Genomic DNA, 18,998 nt, shown 5'->3' with positions numbered 1-18,998 from the left:
ATGCAATGAAGTGTTATCAAATTTTTATCTAAATTCAGGATTCACCGCATATTGAGGTTGACCACCTTCCAACGCTTTCACCAAGTTCTGGTAAGCCAACTCTGCCATTTTTTTACGTGTTACGGAGGTTGCAGAACCAATATGCGGCAACGTCACCACATTATGTAGTTGGAACAGTGCCGAATCTTGCAAGGGTTCTTTTTCATAAACATCCAGCCCAGCTGCAAAAATTTGCTTTTGCTCCAAGGCCTGAATAAGTGCTTGTTCATCCACCACGGCACCACGCGAAATATTTACAAAAACTGCATGCGATTGCATTTTCTTAAAAGCTTCTGCATCAATCAAATGCTGCGTGTACGCGTTTAGATCAACCGCCACGACAACGAAGTCTGATTGCTCCAACAGCTCATCTAATTCGCAAAAACGTGCATTTAAGGGTTGTGCCAATTCTAATTTTTCTCGGCGCCCGTGGTACAAAATATTCATATTAAAACCATGAAAACCACGTCGCGCAATTGCCGCACCAATATTTCCTAAGCCAATAATACCCAATGTTTGACCAAAAATTTCCTGACCAAATTGTGCCTGCCCGACAGTACGCGACCACTGACCAGTTTTGGTCCATTGATCCAAATAAGGCACTTGACGCGCCGCACTCATCAACAAAGTGAAGGCCAAATCGGCAGTCGTTTCAGTTAGCACATGAGGGGTGTGGCTGAGCCAAATTTTTGCTTGGTTTAAGTAGTTCAGATCATAGTTGTCATAGCCCACACTAACACTAGATATAATTTTGAGCTGTTTCGCCGTTTCTAGGTTGTTTTGATTCAGTAAACGCCCTGCACCAATCATGGCATCCGCATCCGCAACTTGCTCACGGATTTGCGTATTTACATTACCTGCTTTCGGGTTGATGACCACCACATGATAACGCTGCTCTAAGCGATGTAATACTTCTGCATCTATTTGACTAAAAACAACGACTTTCTGCTTCATACCTATTCCATATTTTGTTGTTTTGCTCGCATCATGTGCCACAGGGCTTTTTTAAGTAATGGCTGATCAAGCATTTCTTGTAAGCTTGCTGTTTGTGTGACTTTTATACCATTAGCATTTGGTATAAAGCCCAATGTAATAACAGTTTTACCCTGACTTAAACCATCAATGAAACCTTGAATATAACTCTGAACACCGCGACCATCTTGGAAATTCAACAAAGGAAAAGGCCAATTCAGCGCATACTTTTGCGCAGGTAAGGCTTGCACAATATTTTGCCACAGCTGTTGCTGCTCCAGGCTCAATTGTGTCGCTTCAATCACTAAGGCGCAGTGCTCCAAGGCAACAGCTTGCAACTGAAAAGCCTCAACATGGATGGCCTCTCGGACAATCTCTTCTTTTAATGCTGTAACAGTTTCTTGTTCAATCGGTTGTGTTTCAATTTCAGCAAGAGGCGCTGGATGTGGAAGCTTATTCTTTACAGGTGGATGTTCAGGAATGCTTTTGGCTTCGGGCTGAGACTGAGGTCGCACAATTTCAGAAATAATCTCAAGCGTGCTTTGATCTCGCCAGATCGATGTGGCTACATTTTGTTGAGACGGCAAAAAATCAGGAACCCACAAATCAATTCCTAAACTCGCCAAAACCTCACGCTGATGCCCGATCATCTTTTACCTTCACACTTTATTCAATGCATATTCTATCGAGAAATGCCTAGAGATGCTGTTCTTTTCACATTTTATTCGCATAGTCAGTATGCAAATACTGAGAATGCATTGAACGCTCACTTAAACAATCATCAAGCGATTCTTCTTTTGCATTTGCTCAACGATCTCTTCACTGTCAAAACCGAGACGCCAATAGAGCAACTCCAAAACATCCTGCTCATCTTGAGTAATAATACGGTCATTCCATAAACAAATTTCAGCCACCCCCAAAATACTCAAACGATCTCGCAGCAGCAGCCCCGCCATATCATTTAAAATTTCAGCCAAATCAATCGGCTCATCTGAAATTTCCGCATACTGCTCTAACTCTTGCACAGTTAAAACTCGACGTAAGATTTTCTCTCGTACTTCCAGCTGTGTTTCACTATTGATTTGTTGCACATGTAACAAAGCATCAATTAAACGCACAATCTGCGGTTTAACTTCATCTAGGGCCGCAGGTGTATGTACAGGCAAAAGATTCAGTTCAAACTTGACTCGTTCGAGTAACAGCGCATCCAACAGTCCAATTTCACCATCTTCTTGAATAATCCTCGCCAACTTTAATAAAAACTGGCGTGCAATTGTTGCTGGCATGCCACCAATATTTCGGCATGCCTCATGGAAAATTGAAATATGAACACGACCATCTAGGTTTAACAATGAATCAACAATGGCACGACTGACCTCAGCCTCAGCAGGAATAAACTCACGGAATTGGCGAATCATGAGAATTGCGACCATCAGCTCGCGTGAGCCTGTTGCGGTCTGTAAAGCACGCTGAATTAACTCTGGACGTTCAATATGCGCACGCACTTCAGGGTTGAGCGGTTTAATCGCATCTTTAATGGCAAAACTAATCGGAGACAGTCGTAATAAGGGCAAAGGCTGCGGTGAAGTCCAAGGGGCTTGGAAATCCGCGTACTGCTCTTCTAAGGAACGAAACAAGCCAAATAGCGGACGGTTGCGCAGTTTTTCTAGGTTTTCCAACTGTATATCTTGAACCAAATTCGGATTCATTTCATAAATACGCTCTTCAATGCTTGGATGAATATTCATCCAACTTTGCGCACTTAATGAGTTGGCAAAACACATGTGTGCAATCGACTCAGAATATTCGCTGTGAATTTGTGAACCTGCGTGATGCACATATATACGCATCAAGGTTTGAATATTGGCATCATTTTGCATCAGGCGACGTGTTTTCATATCATTTTTTAAAGTACGCCCCCCCAACGTCAGAAACTTAATGCAGCGGGTAACCAGCACCCCCAAACTACCAATCAGCCAAATCACACCACCTGTTGCGACAAAAGTGGTTTCAAAACTTTGCGACTTTTTATGATGAGTTGAAAAACCCAATTTAGCAATTTTACTGCCCCACTGACTGAAGGTGGTGAGGGCACTATATAAAATTTTTAGCCGTGTATTTTCAGCGGTCTCACCAGATAAAATTTGATTAAACTCATGATTCAATAACCCCGTCAGCTCAAGTTCATCGAGGTTTTGCAGTGCGCCCCACGTTAAAATAATCGCAATATCTTTGGGATAAAAACCAGCAGTTAAGGCATTCACCCCCACTTCATCGGGCAAAACATAGACAGCAGGTGTTTCAATTAAAAAAGTATCAGCAAGTTTTTCTGTAATTTTCAGTGCAATACTTTCTTCTGGTGTACTTTCAATCAAACTTAAACGTCGTGCACGCAGTTGCTTGGCCAGACTATGTCCACCCGAACGGAACACATACAACTCATATACCACGGAATAACTCATCACCAAGAGCAATAAACCAATGATATAAATACTTAAGCTATGCCAAAAAATGCTTTGACTCGAATCAAAATAAAAAACCAGCAGTCCAGCCACAGTATTTAAAATAAATAGCGACAAAAGTACCGCAAGCAAACAGATACTGGCAGACCACAACATATTTTTATTCTTTATGATTGAATAACTTACACCCTTCAATGTAAATCCCTTTTCTTACATTGTTTGAACCAAACCATCATAAATGAAAAAAGCGGGAAACTCCCGCTTTTCTCAAATCTAAATCAATTAGACTTCTTTCACACCCGTCAAATCAACGGAAGCTGCATCAATATTGACATCAATATAGCTGTCTTTCTTTTTCGATGTTTCACGGCGTTTCGCCTGTAATTCATCTAAATAAGCTTCATCAATACCACCAGCAACATATTTACCATCAAATACCGAGCAATCAAACTCTTGTAAATCTGGTACTTTGCTAGTGCGCACAGCTGCTTTTAAGTCTTCCAAATCTTGGAAAATTAGACGATCTGCACCAATAATTTCACGAATTTCTTCAACTGTACGCTCAGATGCAATCAACTCTTCTTTTGCTGGCATATCAATGCCATACACGTTTGGATATTTCACCATCGGCGCAGCAGAAGCAAAGAAGACTTTTTTCGCACCCGCATCACGTGCCATCTGGATAATTTCATTACACGTAGTACCACGCACAATCGAGTCATCCACCAAAAGTACATTTTTACCTTGGAACTCGAGTTCAACAGGGTTCAACTTTTGACGTACTGATTTTTTACGTAATTGCTGACCTGGCATAATGAAGGTACGGCCGATGTAGCGGTTCTTCATAAAGCCTTCACGGAACTTCACGCCCAACATATTTGCCAGTTCAAGTGCAGAGGTACGCGAGGTATCTGGAATTGGGATCACGACATCAATATCGTGCTCTTCACTCCACTCCGTCAAGATTTTTTGAGCAAGCTTTTCGCCCATTTTTAAACGTGCTTTGTAGACTGAAATGCCATCAATGATCGCATCTGGACGCGCAAAGTAAACATATTCAAAAATACATGGGCGGTATTCAGGCGCCTCAGCACACTGCTTGGTAAACATCTGCCCTTGTGAGTCGATAAAGATCGCTTCACCCGGCGCAATATCACGCTCAACTTTAAAGCCAAGTGCCGTAATAGCGACAGACTCAGATGCAATGATATATTCCATACCCGCATCAGTTTCACGCGAACCGTAAATCAGTGGACGAATACCATTTGGATCACGGAAGCCCACTAAGCCATGCCCAGTAAGCATTGCAACTACAGCATAACCACCTTTACAGCGTTCATGTACTTTACTAACTACATGAAAAATGTCGTCTGCTGTAGGCATCAATTTGCCGCGTTTTTGCAACTCATGCGCAAACACGTTTAACAGTACTTCTGAGTCTGAATCCGTATTCATATGACGTAAGTCTGTTTTGAACAGATCGTCATGAATTTCTTCAGCATTGGTTAAGTTACCATTATGCGCTAACGTGATCCCGTAAGGTGAGTTCACATAGAAGGGCTGCGCTTCAGCGCTGCTCGATGAACCCGCAGTAGGATAACGCACATGCCCAATACCATAGTTACCTTGTAATGCACGCATATGGCGAGTGTGGAACACATCACGAACCATGCCATTGTCTTTACGTAAGAATAAACGACCTTCGTGGCAGGTTACTATCCCAGCTGCATCTTGCCCACGATGTTGTAACATCGTTAATGCATCAAACAACATTTGGTTAACAGCTGATTTACCAGCTATACCAACTACTCCACACATAGCAACCTCGCAGACAAGCTAGGATTAATAAAAAGGATTATTTGTTGACTCACCCTGTCCCTCAGCATTTTTCGAGGAAATTTTCGGTGAAGAATCTGAAGATACATGTGTATCTTTAGACTTGATATGTGACATCGCCTCGCTTGCAGCCTCTTTAGAAAGCTCCATCGCCCAAGGCGCGTAAGGCAAAAGTGTTTGGACAAATTTGGATTGTCTCCAATATGGAGAGCTTTCAACCCAAGAACCCACACCTTGCATCGTAATCAGAACAATTAACAACCCTTTTAATGAACCAAAAGCACCGCCGGCTAATCGATTCAAAGGCCCGAGTTTTAAACTCTTCAATATGTTATTCAGTAATGCCGTGACTATCCACGTCAAAACCACAATAACCAATACAATAAATGCAAAAGCTGCAATTTTTTGAACCACTGGATCTTCACTGAGTGAGACCATCGAAGGTGCTAGGACACTTGCAAATTTAGCACCAACAATTAGCGCTAAAATCCATCCTATCAAGTTCGCAAAGGCTTTAACAAATCCTTGACGCAAACCGTTGAGCCCTCCAATGAGCAATACAATCAATATGAAGATATCAATGGCATTCATGTTGTTTTCATTGCAGAGACGCAGTCTTGAATTAAGGTTGGTCCTGTATAGATGAGGCCACTATAAACTTGTACAAGGTTTGCCCCTGCATTTTGTTTTGCAAGCGCCTGCTCACCCGAAAAAATCCCACCCACACCAATCAAAGGAATCTGACCATTTAAAACCTCAGCAAAGGCTTTTAAACACGCTGTACTTTTCTCAAACACAGGCGCACCAGATAAACCACCCGCTTCATCACCAAAAGGTAAGTTTTCCACCCCTTCACGAGACAAAGTCGTATTGGTCACAATCAGACCATCAATTTTAAACTGAAGCAGTTGTTTCGCAATAAATTGAATATCTTCCGCTTCCAAATCCGGCGCAACTTTCAGCACCAAGGGTACATAGTGCTGCTGCTCTTCAGCCAACTCTAACTGACGTTTTTTCAGCGTCTCTAGTAGCTCGGTTAAAGCGTCACCACTTTGCAAACTACGCAGGTTTTTAGTATTTGGAGAAGAAATGTTGACAGTAATATAAGACGCATAGTTATAGACTTTTTCTAAACAAATGAGATAGTCATCTACCGCTTTTTCGACTGGGGTATCCGCATTTTTACCAATATTAATGCCCAAAACACCTTTAAATTTTGCCGCTTTGACGTTTTCAATCAGTTGATCCACGCCATCGTTGTTAAAACCCATACGGTTAATAATGGCTTTAGCTTGTGGGATACGGAATAAACGCGGTAGAGGATTGCCCTGCTGTGGACGCGGAGTAATGGTTCCAATTTCAATAAAACCAAACCCTAGACCTGCCAGTGCGTCAATATAAGCACCATTTTTATCTAGACCAGCAGCCAAACCTACAGGATTGGGGAACTCGATGCCCATACATGTCACCGGTTTAGCCGCTATATTTTGACGCATTAAGCCTAGCTTATGCGTTGATTTCAATAGCGATAGTGTTAGCTCATGTGCACGCTCTGGTGCTAAAGTAAACAACAAAGGGCGGGCAAGAGAATACAACATATCTGTAAAAGTCTACTGCTTTTTAAGTCGCCATATTATAGGCATAGCCTCGCTAAAACACCATGCTTCGTCTGGCTTTATTTTTAGCGATTATTTCACGCTAGCCGATAATTTAATCTGCCCTGCGTCTGAGACCAACTCCATTTTTTCAATACTCAAACCATTTTGCGTTAGTTGAGTCAAAAAGTTGGCCAACACCACATAGTTTGCATGGCTTACGACCAACTGAATTTGTTCAGCATTCTGCTGCGAAGCAACCGATAAGCCTTGCTGCTGTGCAATACGTTGGATCTGCTCCATCGGGGTTAGTTGACCATCTGAGCTCGATTTCATGGTGACTGCATTGCTCTGCATCCATGTCATGGTTTCTTTGAGCTGGTTCACGCGTTTTTGCTGTTTATCTGCCGCAGCATGGGCATACCAAAGTGCAGTCCCTATCGAGCTCACTAAGACGAAAATAACTAAGAAGATGGCTAGTACACGGTCACGCGGTGTAAGACGATCAAAATAAGTACTGATCAGCTCTAAACGCTGATCCAAAACAGTTTGTAAATTTTGCATGGCTTTCATTATTGTATTTTCACCATTCCAATTGCCCCACCCGTGGTCGGCTGAATATTGCCTAATTCAACCTGAAAACCCTGTTGATTAAGCTGCTGAGTGAGTGTCTGTAAAGCCTCTGCCGAGTTGGCTTTAAGTTGCATATTTAGGCTATTTGCTTCATACACCACCTGATTAGCCACAATTTGCTGTTGCATGAGCACAGGCCCAACGCGACTCAATAAAGACAAAGCTTGAGCATCCGCTTGTTTATTCATATTCAGTTGATATTCAAACTGGCTTCGCAGCGTTTGCTCGGTCACAGGATAGTTCGCACCAAACCAATATTTAAATTGATCGACCGCCTGAACAGCCACTTGCTCTGCAAGCTTTTTATTTTGATACCAACGGGTCGCATCATAGGTCAATTGCGTCACAATCAATGCAGCCAATACCGCTGCACAGGCTTTCCAATAGCCCGTTGAAACATGTTGCTCTTTCACCTTCGGCAAAAGATTCCATGGATGTTGTTTTGCTCTTGGCAATGCCGTCCATTCATAATGGAACGACTCAAGCTGCTCCTGCGTCACACTGGCGTTTAAGCTATGCATGTGCGAAGCACTAAAGTTACAAATTTTATATTTTTGATTGGCTGCTTGATAATCTAAAAATACAGCAAGATCATCAATTGATCCGCCCAACCAAGTATTAGAGCGAAACAGAAGTCGCTCTTCAACATAGCCCAAGATTACCTGTTCTGCATCAGGTACAGGCAAAATCAGAAAATCAGGCAATAGACTGACCAGCTTCACAGGAATCAAACTCAAGGCATGCTGCAAAGTCTCTAAACGATGCTTTGAAATACCCAAAACAGTGAGTTGCTCAGGTGCTTGAAAGTGATGTAATACTTTCATCTGATCGATTGAGCTCAATACATATTCTTCCAGCAAATACTTCACACCTTCAGCCCCCAACTGCTTGTATTGGGCCTTAGGCATATTTTGCTGAATAATTTGCACATCACGGCTTGGAAAGAAAACAGTTGCTTCCTCACCATGATGCGCTTGTATATCTTGGATCAATTGCTCAAGTGTATGAGCAGATTGCCATCTTTCCCCTATAGACCAGTGCCATGTTCCATCGGCTTCGGGCATCCAAATTTGCAACATGTATTATATTCTGCCGTTTTAATTGGTTTTTATATGCTAGGTATAAATGCTTTTGTTTGTGTCGACAAGCCTTCCGCGATAACTGCTTGCTCATAAATCCGCGCTTCAGCCAAAGCATAAGGATTGAAAGATTCTGTCACCAAAATCGAGGCGATATGTGCCACTACATTCATATGGCACACCACCACAATAGACTCATACGGCAAATGCGATAACCATTCCACTGCCGCTTTTGCATCATCATCTGGCTTAATGGTATTACAGATTACGACAGGCACATCCGCAAAGTGCTGTTTGATGTGTGCCAATGTTTCCTGCGCACGCAACAATGGGCTAACCACAAAGACATCTGGTTGGATCCGTGACTTTAAAAAGTCAGCAGTTTGCTCCGCCTGTGCATGCCCACGCTCGGTGAGTGGGCGTTTAGTGTCATTCCCCATGATCGGTGGTGCAGCTTCGCCATGACGTACCAAAGTCAGTTGCATAAAAAACCCTTATTCAAATCCTGATTATTTTAATTAATTTTTATGACAATTCAGTCATTCTACCCACTTAAACGCTCATTTTATTTCGGTTTTTAAGCGCCTTTAAACCTCATGATGCGGCAAAACAAACTCCACATCACTGCGGTGTCCATTTTTCATTAAGGATAATGCAATTGTCATTGGTGGCGCATTTTCAAAAATAACACTGTATAAAGCGCTAGTAATCGGCATATACACATCTAGCTCTTCAGAACGTGCTTTGACTTGTACAATGGTGTTAATGCCTTCTGCTGTTTGTCCCAATTCAGTGGTCGCCTGTTCCAAGCTCTTTCCTTGACCCAGTGCAAAACCGACTTGATAGTTGCGACTCAGTGGACTGCTACACGTTGCAAATAAATCACCGACACCAGACAAACCTAAGAAGGTCAGTGGATTTGCGCCTAACTTCACAGCAAAACGACTCATTTCCGCCAAAGCACGAGTCAAAATCATACTCTTGGTATTTTCACCGACTTTGTATGCAGCAGCCATTCCCATCGCAACCGCATAAATGTTTTTAAGCGCACCGCCAAGTTCTACACCATGCACGTCATCGCTGGCGAAAACACGGAACAAGGCACTATGCAAAGCTTGTTGTACAGCGTAACGCACCAAGTCAGACTGGCTTGCAATCACTGTTCCCGCTGGTTGTCCTGCCACAATTTCCTTGGCCAAGTTGGGCCCAGATAACACGCCATAAGGCACTTCTGGTAGCTCTGAGCGAATAATGTCACTCATAAAACTAAAAGTATTCGCTTCAATACCCTTGGTCAAAGACACCACTGCTTGCGAAGTAATAAACGGTTTGATTTGTTTAAGGACATCACGGAAAGAATGGCTCGGAATCGCCACCAAAATAATGTCGCGATCACGAACAGCCTCTTCTATATTTGAAACTGCACGTAAACCATCTTCAAGTTTAAAATCGGGCAAATAGCGTTTATTTACGTGCGTCGCATTAATATCAGCTGCAACGGCTTCATCACGAATCCAAATCATGGTATCGCAGCCATTACGAACCGCGGTATTCGCCATGGCCGTCCCAAAACTACCACCACCCAAAACTGTAATACGTAGTGCCGTTTTTTGATCTACTGCTACAGGTTCAACCAAATCTGAAAACTTTAACTCTGACATTATTTTTATATCCTAAAATGGAACTATTGATTCCAATAACTTACATAATCTTGGGTTTGAATTTCGGCACGTGGCGGAATCGCTTTAACTGCCGTACCAATATATAAAATACCTGAGATCAAATCATCTGCGCTGAGGCCTAAAGCCTGTTTGAAATGTACCGATTCCACCACTGCCCCACTACGCCACATGCTCGAAAAACCTTGAGCTTGTAAGGACAAAATAAAATTCTGAATAGCAGCCCCACTACTTAAAGTCTGCTCAAAATTAGGGACTTTCGAATGCGATTGAAATTTAGTCAGTGCCAAAACCAGTAATGGGGCACGAAAAGGATGATTTTTAACACGCTCTAATTGTGCTGCCTCAGTCTCACCCAAATCTGCCAAAGCTTGTGACAATAACTCACCAAATGCCTCACGTTGATCTTCAGCAATCACGATAAAACGTGTCGGCTTTAAACGATGATGATCTGGTGCAGTCAATGCGGCTTGAAATGCCCGCTCTAATTGTTCTGCATTGGGAGCAGGCTCGACCAAATGGCCAATCGATTGACGTTGATGCATATTCTGGTGAACGATATCTACCGCGAGTTCCGTCATTAGGCTCTTAATCTTTCAAATTAAACAATACGTTTTAGAGTAGCACACTCTGAAAAGTTTGCTCTAGCGCTTCAGTATGAAATACCCAGTTTCGGCAAAACTAATTTTAAAATTTTGAGCACTTTTCAAACTGTTCGATAAGACTGCATTTTTCATACATTTCTTACATGATTCATCCTACAAGCTATGTTCCAATAAACAATGATTTAATAAAACATGACTGGGGTATGAAATGAAAAAGAATATCGCTATTGCTGGAGCAGCAGCACTAACACTACTTCTAAGCGCTTGCGCATCGACACCAAGCAACTCTTTAGCGATCCAAAAAGCTGACAATCAATACGAAGTTACGGGTATTGGTAAAACTGCATTGATTGCAAAAAACAACGCCATTGAAGCAGCAGCTAAAACGTGTGGCTCTAAAGCAACGGCGATTGTGAGTGATGAAAAAACCGAATATCAAGGTGCTTTAAAAGGCGTGGTGAGCGATGAAACTGGAAAAATGATCCAAGCAGCCGCTTCCGTACTGGGTTCTATTTCGGGTACAAACTCAGGTATTAACCAAGACAGTGACTATCAAACAATCCTGACTTTTTCATGTAAAGCAAAATAAAGATACCATAAAAAAACCGCTCATCTGAGCGGTTTTTTTACACCAATCACGTCAAACGATTAGCAATAGCCCTCTAAGCGTGTCAGTGGTAGTTTTTGCCCAATGGCTTTTTCAATTTCGGGCAGATAGAACGCATCATCTTCAGATAAGAAACTAATACTCACACCACGTGTACCTGCACGGCCTGTACGACCAATACGGTGTACGTAGTCATCCGACTGTTCAGGTAAGGTGAAATTCACCACATGCGATACACCATCCACATGGATACCACGACCTGCAACATCGGTTGCAATCATGATGTTATGTTGACCATTTTTAAATTGGTCTAGCATTTTCAGACGTTTGTCTTGTGCAATTTCACCTGACAACATTACCACCTTATAGCCATCACGCTTTAAGTTGTCATAGAGCTTACGCACTTGATCGCGACGATTTGCGAAAATCATCACTTTTTCAATGGGCTCATCACGCAGAATGTCTTGTAGCAATTTATATTTATCAGACTTTGCGACCATATACACACGTTGTTCAACGTCTGCATTGGTCTTCTTCTCTGGCTCAATTTCAACAGTTACAGGTTCAAACAACCACTGCTGCGCAAGGTTTAAAACATCGTAACTAAACGTTGCAGAGAACATCAGAGTCTGACGTTGTTCCTTACGCGGTGAGAAACGAACAATACGTTTGACTGAAGGAATAAAGCCCATATCTAATAAGCGATCGGCTTCATCAATCACTAAAAATTCAATCTGGTCGAGCCAAACTTCTTTTTGCTCAACAAAGTCAATCAGACGACCTGGCGTCGCCACCATAATATCGACAGGTTTTTTATCGAGTTGTGCTTTTTGTTTATCAAAGTCAACGCCGCCTAAAAGCGTCACGACATGTAAATCTGAGAATTTTGTGAGTTCTTTCGCATCGCTTTCAATTTGCAGTGCAAGCTCTCGAGTCGGTGCTAAAATCAAGGCGCGAGGTTCACCGCTGTAGCGCTGCTCTTGAATTGGGTTGTTCAGCAAGTCGTTAATCACGCTCACCAAAAATGCCGCTGTTTTACCAGTCCCTGTTTGCGCACGACCAATTGCATCGTGTCCCGCCAAAGTGAATTTTAAAACCTTTTGCTGAATAGGCGTCATATCCTTAAAACCTAAAGCATCAATAGCTCGTTTAAGTTGAGGATGTAAATTTAAGGTTTCAAAACCTGATGACATATAAGTGCGCTCTGACGAAAAATCACGAAAATTGATCTGTAGTATAAACAAAAACGCCCCAATTTACATTGGGGCGTTTTAAAGTACGTTCAGACAATTAGTCTAAAGGTTGTACTTCTTCAGCTTGGAAGCCTTTTTGACCTTTTACAACGCTGAATTCAACGCGTTGGCCGTCACGTAGTGAACGGTGGCCGTCGCCTTGGATTGCACGGAAGTGAACGAATACATCGTCGCCGCCATTGCGTTGGATAAAGCCGAAGCCTTTAGTGTCGTTGAACCATTTAACTACGCCTTGTTCACGAGCTGTCATAAGTTAATCCTCATTGTATCTAAAAGAAGGACCACCCGGTGTTGCAAACAGCAGACCAAACAAGGTTTAAAAATATTTATTATTTCTAAGCTTGTAATCATTCTGTATAACTATTAACAAAATCCCGGTTACATCCATTTGTAAAATAGGATTTAAAACAATTTATGGTTGTGTTAAATCCCAGTACGCGACGAGCTTAACATGGGTTAAAAACAATTCATACCCTTTTTTTTGATTAATCGTCTTTTTAATTCAGCATATTTTTTAACTAGTTATTTGTAATTTTAGATATAGCGACTATAGGCCTATAACACATGAAATATTTGGGTTTTGGCACTGAATTTGCTACTATTTCTATCCACCTAAATGTTGTGAAGCCTGCCCTAGCTATATGAGTGATATCGAACAAAATACCAACATTATTGATGCAATGGGGCAACCATGTCCTATGCCTCTGTTGTTGCTTAAACGCGCACTTAAGAAGAGTCCGGCGCAGCGTTTTCTATTAAAATCGTCTGATCCGCACAGTCAGATCGATATCACGCGTTATTGCGAAATCCATCATTTAACTTGTGTTTTGAAACAAATTAATGAACATGAATTTCACTACTTCATTGAATCTTAATTCTTTTCAATTACACTAAGTCTATTCACATTTGCATAAAAGTTTACATTTCTATACCCAATTTTCCATTATTCAGTGGAAGATTGGATTAAGATAAATTCAATTGTTGGGTAAAAATGAAATCCCTAAGGAGAACACATGAGTGACAGCAGCAATCAATTGATGCCCCTGTCATTATCGGCACCAGGTGTAAACTTGGGCGCTTATATTAGTACTGTCAACCAAATCCCGATTTTGACAGCGGAACAAGAAAAAGAGTTAGCTGAACGCTACTATTATGACCAAGACCTCGATGCCGCTAAACTTCTAGTCATGTCGCATCTGCGTTTTGTGGTTCATATTGCCCGCAGTTATGCAGGCTACGGCTTACCTCAAGGTGACCTCATTCAAGAAGGCAACTTGGGCTTAATGAAAGCCGTTAAACGCTTCGACCCAAACATGGGCGTACGCTTGGTTTCTTTTGCGGTGCACTGGATTAAAGCAGAAATTCACGAATATGTGATTCGTAACTGGCGTATTGTCAAAATTGCGACGACTAAAGCACAGCGTAAACTGTTCTTTAATTTACGTAGTCTAAAAAAATCGTCTAAAAAGCTCACTCTAAAAGAAGCTCAATCGATTGCAAATGACCTCAATGTGACACCTGAACAGGTGTTAGAAATGGAAGGTCGTTTAACTGCTTATGATGCAGCGTTTGAAGCTCAGGGCGATGATGACGATGAAGGTTCAACCCATGTTGCACCTGCGCTCTATCTTGAAGATAACCGCTACGACCCAGCGCGTTTGGCTGAAGAAGAAGATTACGAAGAACAAAGCACCAATGCTCTGCATGATGCCATGGAACAGCTTGATGACCGTTCGCGTAATATTTTACAGCGCCGTTGGTTAGATGATGAAAAATCGACGCTGCACGAACTAGCTGCTGAATATAATGTTTCGGCCGAACGTATTCGTCAGCTTGAAAAAAATGCCATGGAAAAAATTAAAGTGGCAATGTCATCGAACTAAGATGATACCAATACAGAAAAGGGCGAAATGCCCTTTTCTTTTTACCAATAAATGAGGCTTTTTGTCTTTTAACCTTTCTTCAAAATATGCTACTTTGTTGCGCACAGTGATATAAGTAAAGCATTGCATATGTGGATTGCGATTTCAGCGCTGAATTTAGCGTTTGCCGTTATATTAGGTGCCTTTGGCGCACATGGTCTCAAAGCACGTGCTACTGAAGCCCAACTGGCTTGGTGGCAAACTGCAACTGATTACTTTTTTTACCATGCAATTGGTTTACTGGCACTCGGCATTTTGGCCAAAGTTATCCCGCAACTTCCCATCAAAATCAGCTTTTTACTGATCCAAGTCGGCATCTTATTTTTCTGTGGTTCCCTCTATGTCATGGCATTGGGCTTACCGCGTGGCCTAGGTGCGATTACCCCGATTGGTGGTGCATTGATGATTGCAGGTTGGTTGGTTCTGGCATGGAATGCCATGAAATATGCCAAGTAAACAACTAGAGATGAGCACAATGCAGATTTATTTAAACGGCGAACTACAGCATACCGAATGTAAAACCCTGCTTGAGCTAGTGCAAACCTTTGCACTTGAAGGCAAACGTTTTGCTGTTGAGCAAAATGAAAACATTATTAGTAAAAGTAAATTGGAACACACCCCAATTTGTGCAATGGATCGAATTGAAATTATTCATGCCGTCGGTGGCGGTTAATACGGAGTTCACATGCAAGACAGCCCTCTCATCATTGGTTCTAGATCATTTCAATCTCGTCTACTGGTGGGCACAGGTAAATATAAGGACCTGCAAGAAACCGATTTGGCCATTCAAGCCAGTGGCGCAGAAATCGTGACGGTTGCGATTCGTCGCGTCAATATTGGTCAACACCCCGACCAACCAAACTTATTGTCCGTGATTCCACCTGAAAAATACACGATTCTCCCGAATACAGCAGGCTGTTTTGATGCCAATAGTGCCGTGCGTACCTGTATGTTAGCGCGTGAATTATTAGACGGTCATAACTTGGTCAAGCTTGAAGTATTGGGCGATGAAAAAACGCTGTATCCAAACATTACCGAAACATTGAAAGCGGCACGTACCTTGATTGACGATGGTTTTGAAATCATGGTCTATACTTCAGATGACCCAATTGTGGCGCAAGAGCTTGAAAGCATGGGCTGTGTTGCCATCATGCCTTTAGGCAGTTTGATTGGTTCTGGTCTAGGGATTTTGAATCCACACACGATTTCTATTATTAAAGAAAATGCCAAAGTGCCAGTATTAGTGGATGCAGGTGTGGGTACGGCAAGCGATGCAGCCATTGCCATGGAACTCGGCTGTGATGGCGTGTTGATGAATACCGCGATCGCTGCCGCTCAACATCCCATTTTAATGGCTTCTGCAATGAAAAAAGCTGTTGAAGCGGGTCGAGAAGCATTCCTTGCAGGTCGTATGCCTCGTAAACGTATGGCCAACGCAAGCTCACCAGAAACAGGTTATTTCTTTAAGTAATGTCTTAATCTGTGTTAAGCAATCAAAAAGGATTCTTCGGAGTCCTTTTTCATTTATTTCAATATAAAGTCAGTATTTTATGCTGACTTAGCTTGTAGGGACATTCCGCCATACTCTTTGATACACTCAATAATATCCATCTTCAAATATCTATAAACATATAAAAATGAGAGGAAACGATGCCCATGCAAAAATGGATCAGACCAACACTCATACTCAACACCCTATTTTTCATAACACTCACAAGCAATGCTTGGGCCAAAGCAGAGGCAAAACCGACTCTCAAAACGAGCTACCAAGCTTTTGTGCCAAAAAACTGGAAGGTTTTAGAAAAAATCCAAGGTGATTTAAACCAAGATGGTCAAGCGGATATTGCCCTGATTATTGAAGACACCAATCCTGAACATATTGTTAAAAATGATCGCTTAGGGAGTGATGTCCTCAATATCAATGAACGAAAGCTTTTGCTTTTATTGAAGCAAACGCATGGTTATCAACTTGCGGCGACTAATACTACTTTGCCGACAGAAGGCGATATAGAGTCCCCTTGCCTCGCTGATCCACTCGGTGAGACTGAAGCGTTAAGCATTCAAAAAGGCGTGCTTAAAGTTCATTTGCACTACTGGTTAAGCTGTGGTTCGTGGTATGTGACCAATCACACGTATACCTTCCGACACCAAGACCGTGCGTTTAAACTGATTGGTTATGATGTCGATGATTTCCACCGTGCATCAGGCGACATCACGGCGCGAAGTATCAACTTTATGACAGGTAAAGTAAAAATTACGACAGGTGAAAATGAGTTTACTGAAAGCACTCAACCTGTCAAAGTTCAATGGACAACACTCAAACAGCGCTACGCATTGAAACTCGAACAGGTTCAGTTCAATGAGCCACTGGAGTTCAAATAAACAGAGCGAAGAAAAGCTCTGTCAAACTCATATGCATCACTTATTGCACTTCTAAAATACGAATTTGTACATGAGCAACTGCACCTTCAGTTGCTTGAGCATGTTGCTGCATATTGATACTGTGCATATGTGTTTCTAAATGCTGCATACTTTCCCATTTTTCATACATCATGATTGAAAACGGTACTTTGGTTTGTAATGCACTCTCAACAGCAGGATGGTCGATATACACATCATAGAGATGGCAACCGGGCTCTTGTAATACTTGCTCACGGATGTTGTTGAATGAATCAAGAACCGTTGTAAAATCTTGCTCTGAATGACAAATAATTTCAGCAATGACAGTTAACATACTCGCATCTCCCAATTAAGCAAAAACTTGCGTCAAATGGTCACGGTACTGTGCCATATAGGCTTCAACTTCAGGGGCTTTAATCACATCATTGACAATAAACGTCGGTAAGGTTTGCATCCCTAAAAATTGATTGGCTTTGTGAAAAGGTAAATAAACCCCGTCGACCCCAACCCCATGGAAAAATTGTTCAGCATCATTAAATGCATCCATCGGTGCATTCCATGTCAACGACAGCATATAGTTTTTATCGTGAATCAGACCACCTGAACCATATTTTTTTGAAGCATCTGCACGTGAGCGACCATCATTGGCATACAGACTACCGTGCCCTTCGGTAAAGACATCATCGATATACTTTTTCACAGTCCATGGTGCACCCATCCACCAACCCGGCATTTGGTAAATCACGGTGTCTGCCCACAGAAATTTCTCCACTTCAACTTTTGCATCATATTCGCTGTCGGCGCGTGTCACTTGAACCTGATGTCCTAAGTCTAACAACACCTCTTGTGCAAGTTCAGTTAAGGTATCGTTTAACTGACCATTCGAGTGTGCAAAAGTTTTCGCACCGTTAATTAATAAAATATTTTTCATGGGAAGAACCTAAAAGCCAAAATCTATGCAGGCACTATAAAGACTCTTTTCTGCGCTAAAAAGTAGTTAATCTGCAAAATATTATTGACTAAATATCAATAATAAACTTTAGAGTAATAAAAAAGCGCCTTTCGGCGCTTCTTCAATGCATCAAAATTAAGGAATTAGACCTTCATCTCGCATTGCAATTTGTACTGACTGACGTTCAGCCACTTTATTACGGATAAAGATAATATTTTTATACGGTGATAAGTCATGTTCGATGCCATTTGACCAATTGGTGAGGACAAATAAATATGCATCTGCTGGGCCAAAATTATCATCGACCAAATAGTCATGATCCGACTCACCAATTTGTTTATCGATATAACTGAGTAAACGATCAATCTCTGTATAGGCTTTTTCTTTAGCAACAGCGTCTAATGGCGCACCGAAGAAAACAGCATAAGCATCATGTAATTCAGAGTTTAAATAACCTAGCCATTCTAAAACTTTGGCACGCCCCAAACCCGATGGCGGAATAAGATCTTGTTTTGGATCATGTTGTGCTAAAAATGGCAAAATGGCTACATTTTCAGTCAGAATCAAACCTGGATTAATCTCTAAAGCCGGTACATATCCTTTTGGATTAATTTCGTAATAATCAGCACCTTTTTCTGTTTTATGTGTTTTTAAATCTACTCGGACTAAATCAAAGTCAACATTAATTTCATTGAGGATAATGTGCGCCGCAAGTGAGCACGCACCCGGTGCATAATAAAGCTTCATATCTGATCCTTGTTATAACTCTATTCTCTGTTTTAAATGGCTTCTAACAAACTTTCAAGTGATCAAAACCTGTAAATTGCAAAAAAGCGTAAACGAAAAATCATTCGTTCGCCTATTGAATATTGTCTAATTCACATTTTTTTTCAAGTACAACAACACTGCAATTTGCAACAGAGTTGTTTTAACATAGCCCCCTTGACCCTAAAATGAATTTGAT

Annotated in this window: 23 protein-coding genes; 7 read left to right on the top strand and 16 right to left on the bottom strand. The window is 41.7% G+C overall.

The genetic code is table 11. The annotated features are described in order from the left end of the window. Positions 1 to 24: 24 nt before the first annotated feature. The 11 genes from GVX98_RS05020 to GVX98_RS04970 form a co-directional block, all read right to left on the bottom strand. Positions 25 to 993 (bottom strand): D-glycerate dehydrogenase, encoded by a 969-nt coding sequence (locus GVX98_RS05020; protein WP_159127419.1) that lies wholly within the window; start codon positions 991 to 993, stop codon positions 25 to 27. 2 nt (positions 994 to 995) lie between these two features. Beyond that, positions 996 to 1,661: a hypothetical protein gene (locus tag GVX98_RS05015; RefSeq protein ID WP_159127418.1), complete on the bottom strand. Its 666-nt coding sequence runs from the start codon at positions 1,659 to 1,661 to the stop codon at positions 996 to 998. 120 nt (positions 1,662 to 1,781) lie between these two features. After that, positions 1,782 to 3,668 (bottom strand): M48 family metalloprotease, encoded by a 1,887-nt coding sequence (locus GVX98_RS05010; protein ID WP_168158907.1) that lies wholly within the window; start codon positions 3,666 to 3,668, stop codon positions 1,782 to 1,784. A gap of 87 nt (positions 3,669 to 3,755) precedes the next feature. Then, positions 3,756 to 5,291, bottom strand: coding sequence for an amidophosphoribosyltransferase (gene purF, locus GVX98_RS05005; protein WP_004696272.1), 1,536 nt, complete (start codon positions 5,289 to 5,291; stop codon positions 3,756 to 3,758). A gap of 24 nt (positions 5,292 to 5,315) precedes the next feature. Beyond that, positions 5,316 to 5,900, bottom strand: a complete 585-nt coding sequence (locus tag GVX98_RS05000; RefSeq protein ID WP_004696270.1) for a CvpA family protein — start codon at positions 5,898 to 5,900, stop codon at positions 5,316 to 5,318. After that, positions 5,897 to 6,907 (bottom strand): quinone-dependent dihydroorotate dehydrogenase, encoded by a 1,011-nt coding sequence (locus tag GVX98_RS04995; protein WP_159127417.1) that lies wholly within the window; start codon positions 6,905 to 6,907, stop codon positions 5,897 to 5,899. The genes GVX98_RS05000 and GVX98_RS04995 overlap by 4 nt, the downstream gene beginning before the upstream one ends. A 90-nt stretch (positions 6,908 to 6,997) precedes the next feature. Further along, positions 6,998 to 7,477: a type II secretion system protein GspM gene (gene gspM, locus GVX98_RS04990; protein WP_159127416.1), complete on the bottom strand. Its 480-nt coding sequence runs from the start codon at positions 7,475 to 7,477 to the stop codon at positions 6,998 to 7,000. After that, the gene (gspL, locus tag GVX98_RS04985) at positions 7,477 to 8,616 is read right to left on the bottom strand and encodes a type II secretion system protein GspL (RefSeq protein WP_159127415.1); all 1,140 of its coding nucleotides are present in this window, start codon (positions 8,614 to 8,616) and stop codon (positions 7,477 to 7,479) included. Before gspL ends, gspM begins: the two co-directional genes overlap by 1 nt. 29 nt (positions 8,617 to 8,645) lie before the next feature. Beyond that, positions 8,646 to 9,101: a phosphohistidine phosphatase SixA gene (gene sixA / locus GVX98_RS04980; protein ID WP_004982229.1), complete on the bottom strand. Its 456-nt coding sequence runs from the start codon at positions 9,099 to 9,101 to the stop codon at positions 8,646 to 8,648. 102 nt (positions 9,102 to 9,203) lie between these two features. Next, positions 9,204 to 10,277: an NAD(P)H-dependent glycerol-3-phosphate dehydrogenase gene (locus tag GVX98_RS04975; RefSeq protein WP_004982230.1), complete on the bottom strand. Its 1,074-nt coding sequence runs from the start codon at positions 10,275 to 10,277 to the stop codon at positions 9,204 to 9,206. 23 nt (positions 10,278 to 10,300) lie between these two features. Further along, positions 10,301 to 10,876: a nitroreductase family protein gene (locus tag GVX98_RS04970; protein WP_159127414.1), complete on the bottom strand. Its 576-nt coding sequence runs from the start codon at positions 10,874 to 10,876 to the stop codon at positions 10,301 to 10,303. Between the two features lie 232 nt (positions 10,877 to 11,108). On the opposite strand from GVX98_RS04970, the gene GVX98_RS04965 reads away from it, so the two are divergent. After that, a complete protein-coding gene (locus tag GVX98_RS04965; RefSeq protein WP_004982234.1) occupies positions 11,109 to 11,489 on the top strand; it encodes a hypothetical protein in 381 nt (126 codons plus the stop codon). 59 nt (positions 11,490 to 11,548) lie between these two features. Here GVX98_RS04965 and rhlB read toward each other — a convergent pair whose 3' ends face one another. Both rhlB and GVX98_RS04955 read right to left on the bottom strand, forming a co-directional pair. Further along, on the bottom strand, positions 11,549 to 12,700 hold the full coding sequence (rhlB, locus tag GVX98_RS04960) for an ATP-dependent RNA helicase RhlB (RefSeq protein ID WP_159127413.1): 1,152 nt from the start codon (positions 12,698 to 12,700) through the stop codon (positions 11,549 to 11,551). A gap of 97 nt (positions 12,701 to 12,797) precedes the next feature. After that, complete coding sequence (locus GVX98_RS04955; RefSeq protein ID WP_004648643.1) at positions 12,798 to 13,010, bottom strand: cold-shock protein; 213 nt, start codon at positions 13,008 to 13,010, stop codon at positions 12,798 to 12,800. A 391-nt stretch (positions 13,011 to 13,401) separates the two neighbouring features. Between GVX98_RS04955 and GVX98_RS04950 the strand changes: the two genes are divergently transcribed. From GVX98_RS04950 to GVX98_RS04925, 6 genes are all read left to right on the top strand, one after another. After that, entirely contained in the window at positions 13,402 to 13,635 is a 234-nt protein-coding gene (locus GVX98_RS04950; RefSeq protein ID WP_159127412.1) for a sulfurtransferase TusA family protein, read from the top strand. A gap of 138 nt (positions 13,636 to 13,773) precedes the next feature. Continuing rightward, positions 13,774 to 14,643 (top strand): RNA polymerase sigma factor RpoH, encoded by an 870-nt coding sequence (gene rpoH, locus GVX98_RS04945; protein ID WP_004982243.1) that lies wholly within the window; start codon positions 13,774 to 13,776, stop codon positions 14,641 to 14,643. 129 nt (positions 14,644 to 14,772) lie between these two features. Further along, positions 14,773 to 15,138: a DUF423 domain-containing protein gene (locus tag GVX98_RS04940; RefSeq protein ID WP_159127411.1), complete on the top strand. Its 366-nt coding sequence runs from the start codon at positions 14,773 to 14,775 to the stop codon at positions 15,136 to 15,138. Between the two features lie 19 nt (positions 15,139 to 15,157). Beyond that, positions 15,158 to 15,355: a sulfur carrier protein ThiS gene (thiS, locus tag GVX98_RS04935; RefSeq protein WP_078388931.1), complete on the top strand. Its 198-nt coding sequence runs from the start codon at positions 15,158 to 15,160 to the stop codon at positions 15,353 to 15,355. 12 nt (positions 15,356 to 15,367) lie between these two features. After that, positions 15,368 to 16,153: a thiazole synthase gene (locus tag GVX98_RS04930; protein ID WP_159127410.1), complete on the top strand. Its 786-nt coding sequence runs from the start codon at positions 15,368 to 15,370 to the stop codon at positions 16,151 to 16,153. Positions 16,154 to 16,338: 185 nt separating this feature from the next. Next, a complete protein-coding gene (locus tag GVX98_RS04925) occupies positions 16,339 to 17,064 on the top strand; it encodes a hypothetical protein (RefSeq protein WP_159127409.1) in 726 nt (241 codons plus the stop codon). Between the two features lie 40 nt (positions 17,065 to 17,104). Here GVX98_RS04925 and GVX98_RS04920 read toward each other — a convergent pair whose 3' ends face one another. The 3 genes from GVX98_RS04920 to GVX98_RS04910 form a co-directional block, all read right to left on the bottom strand. Then, positions 17,105 to 17,416, bottom strand: a complete 312-nt coding sequence (locus GVX98_RS04920; RefSeq protein WP_159127408.1) for a putative quinol monooxygenase — start codon at positions 17,414 to 17,416, stop codon at positions 17,105 to 17,107. A 15-nt stretch (positions 17,417 to 17,431) separates the two neighbouring features. Continuing rightward, the gene (locus tag GVX98_RS04915; protein ID WP_159127407.1) at positions 17,432 to 18,013 is read right to left on the bottom strand and encodes an NAD(P)H-dependent oxidoreductase; all 582 of its coding nucleotides are present in this window, start codon (positions 18,011 to 18,013) and stop codon (positions 17,432 to 17,434) included. Between the two features lie 156 nt (positions 18,014 to 18,169). Continuing rightward, entirely contained in the window at positions 18,170 to 18,781 is a 612-nt protein-coding gene (locus tag GVX98_RS04910; protein WP_159127406.1) for a glutathione binding-like protein, read from the bottom strand. Positions 18,782 to 18,998 lie beyond the last annotated feature (217 nt).

The organism is Acinetobacter sp. 8I-beige, from assembly GCF_902505955.1.
Lineage (GTDB): Bacteria > Pseudomonadota > Gammaproteobacteria > Pseudomonadales > Moraxellaceae > Acinetobacter > Acinetobacter johnsonii.
This window is presented reverse-complemented; position numbering and strand designations above follow the sequence as displayed.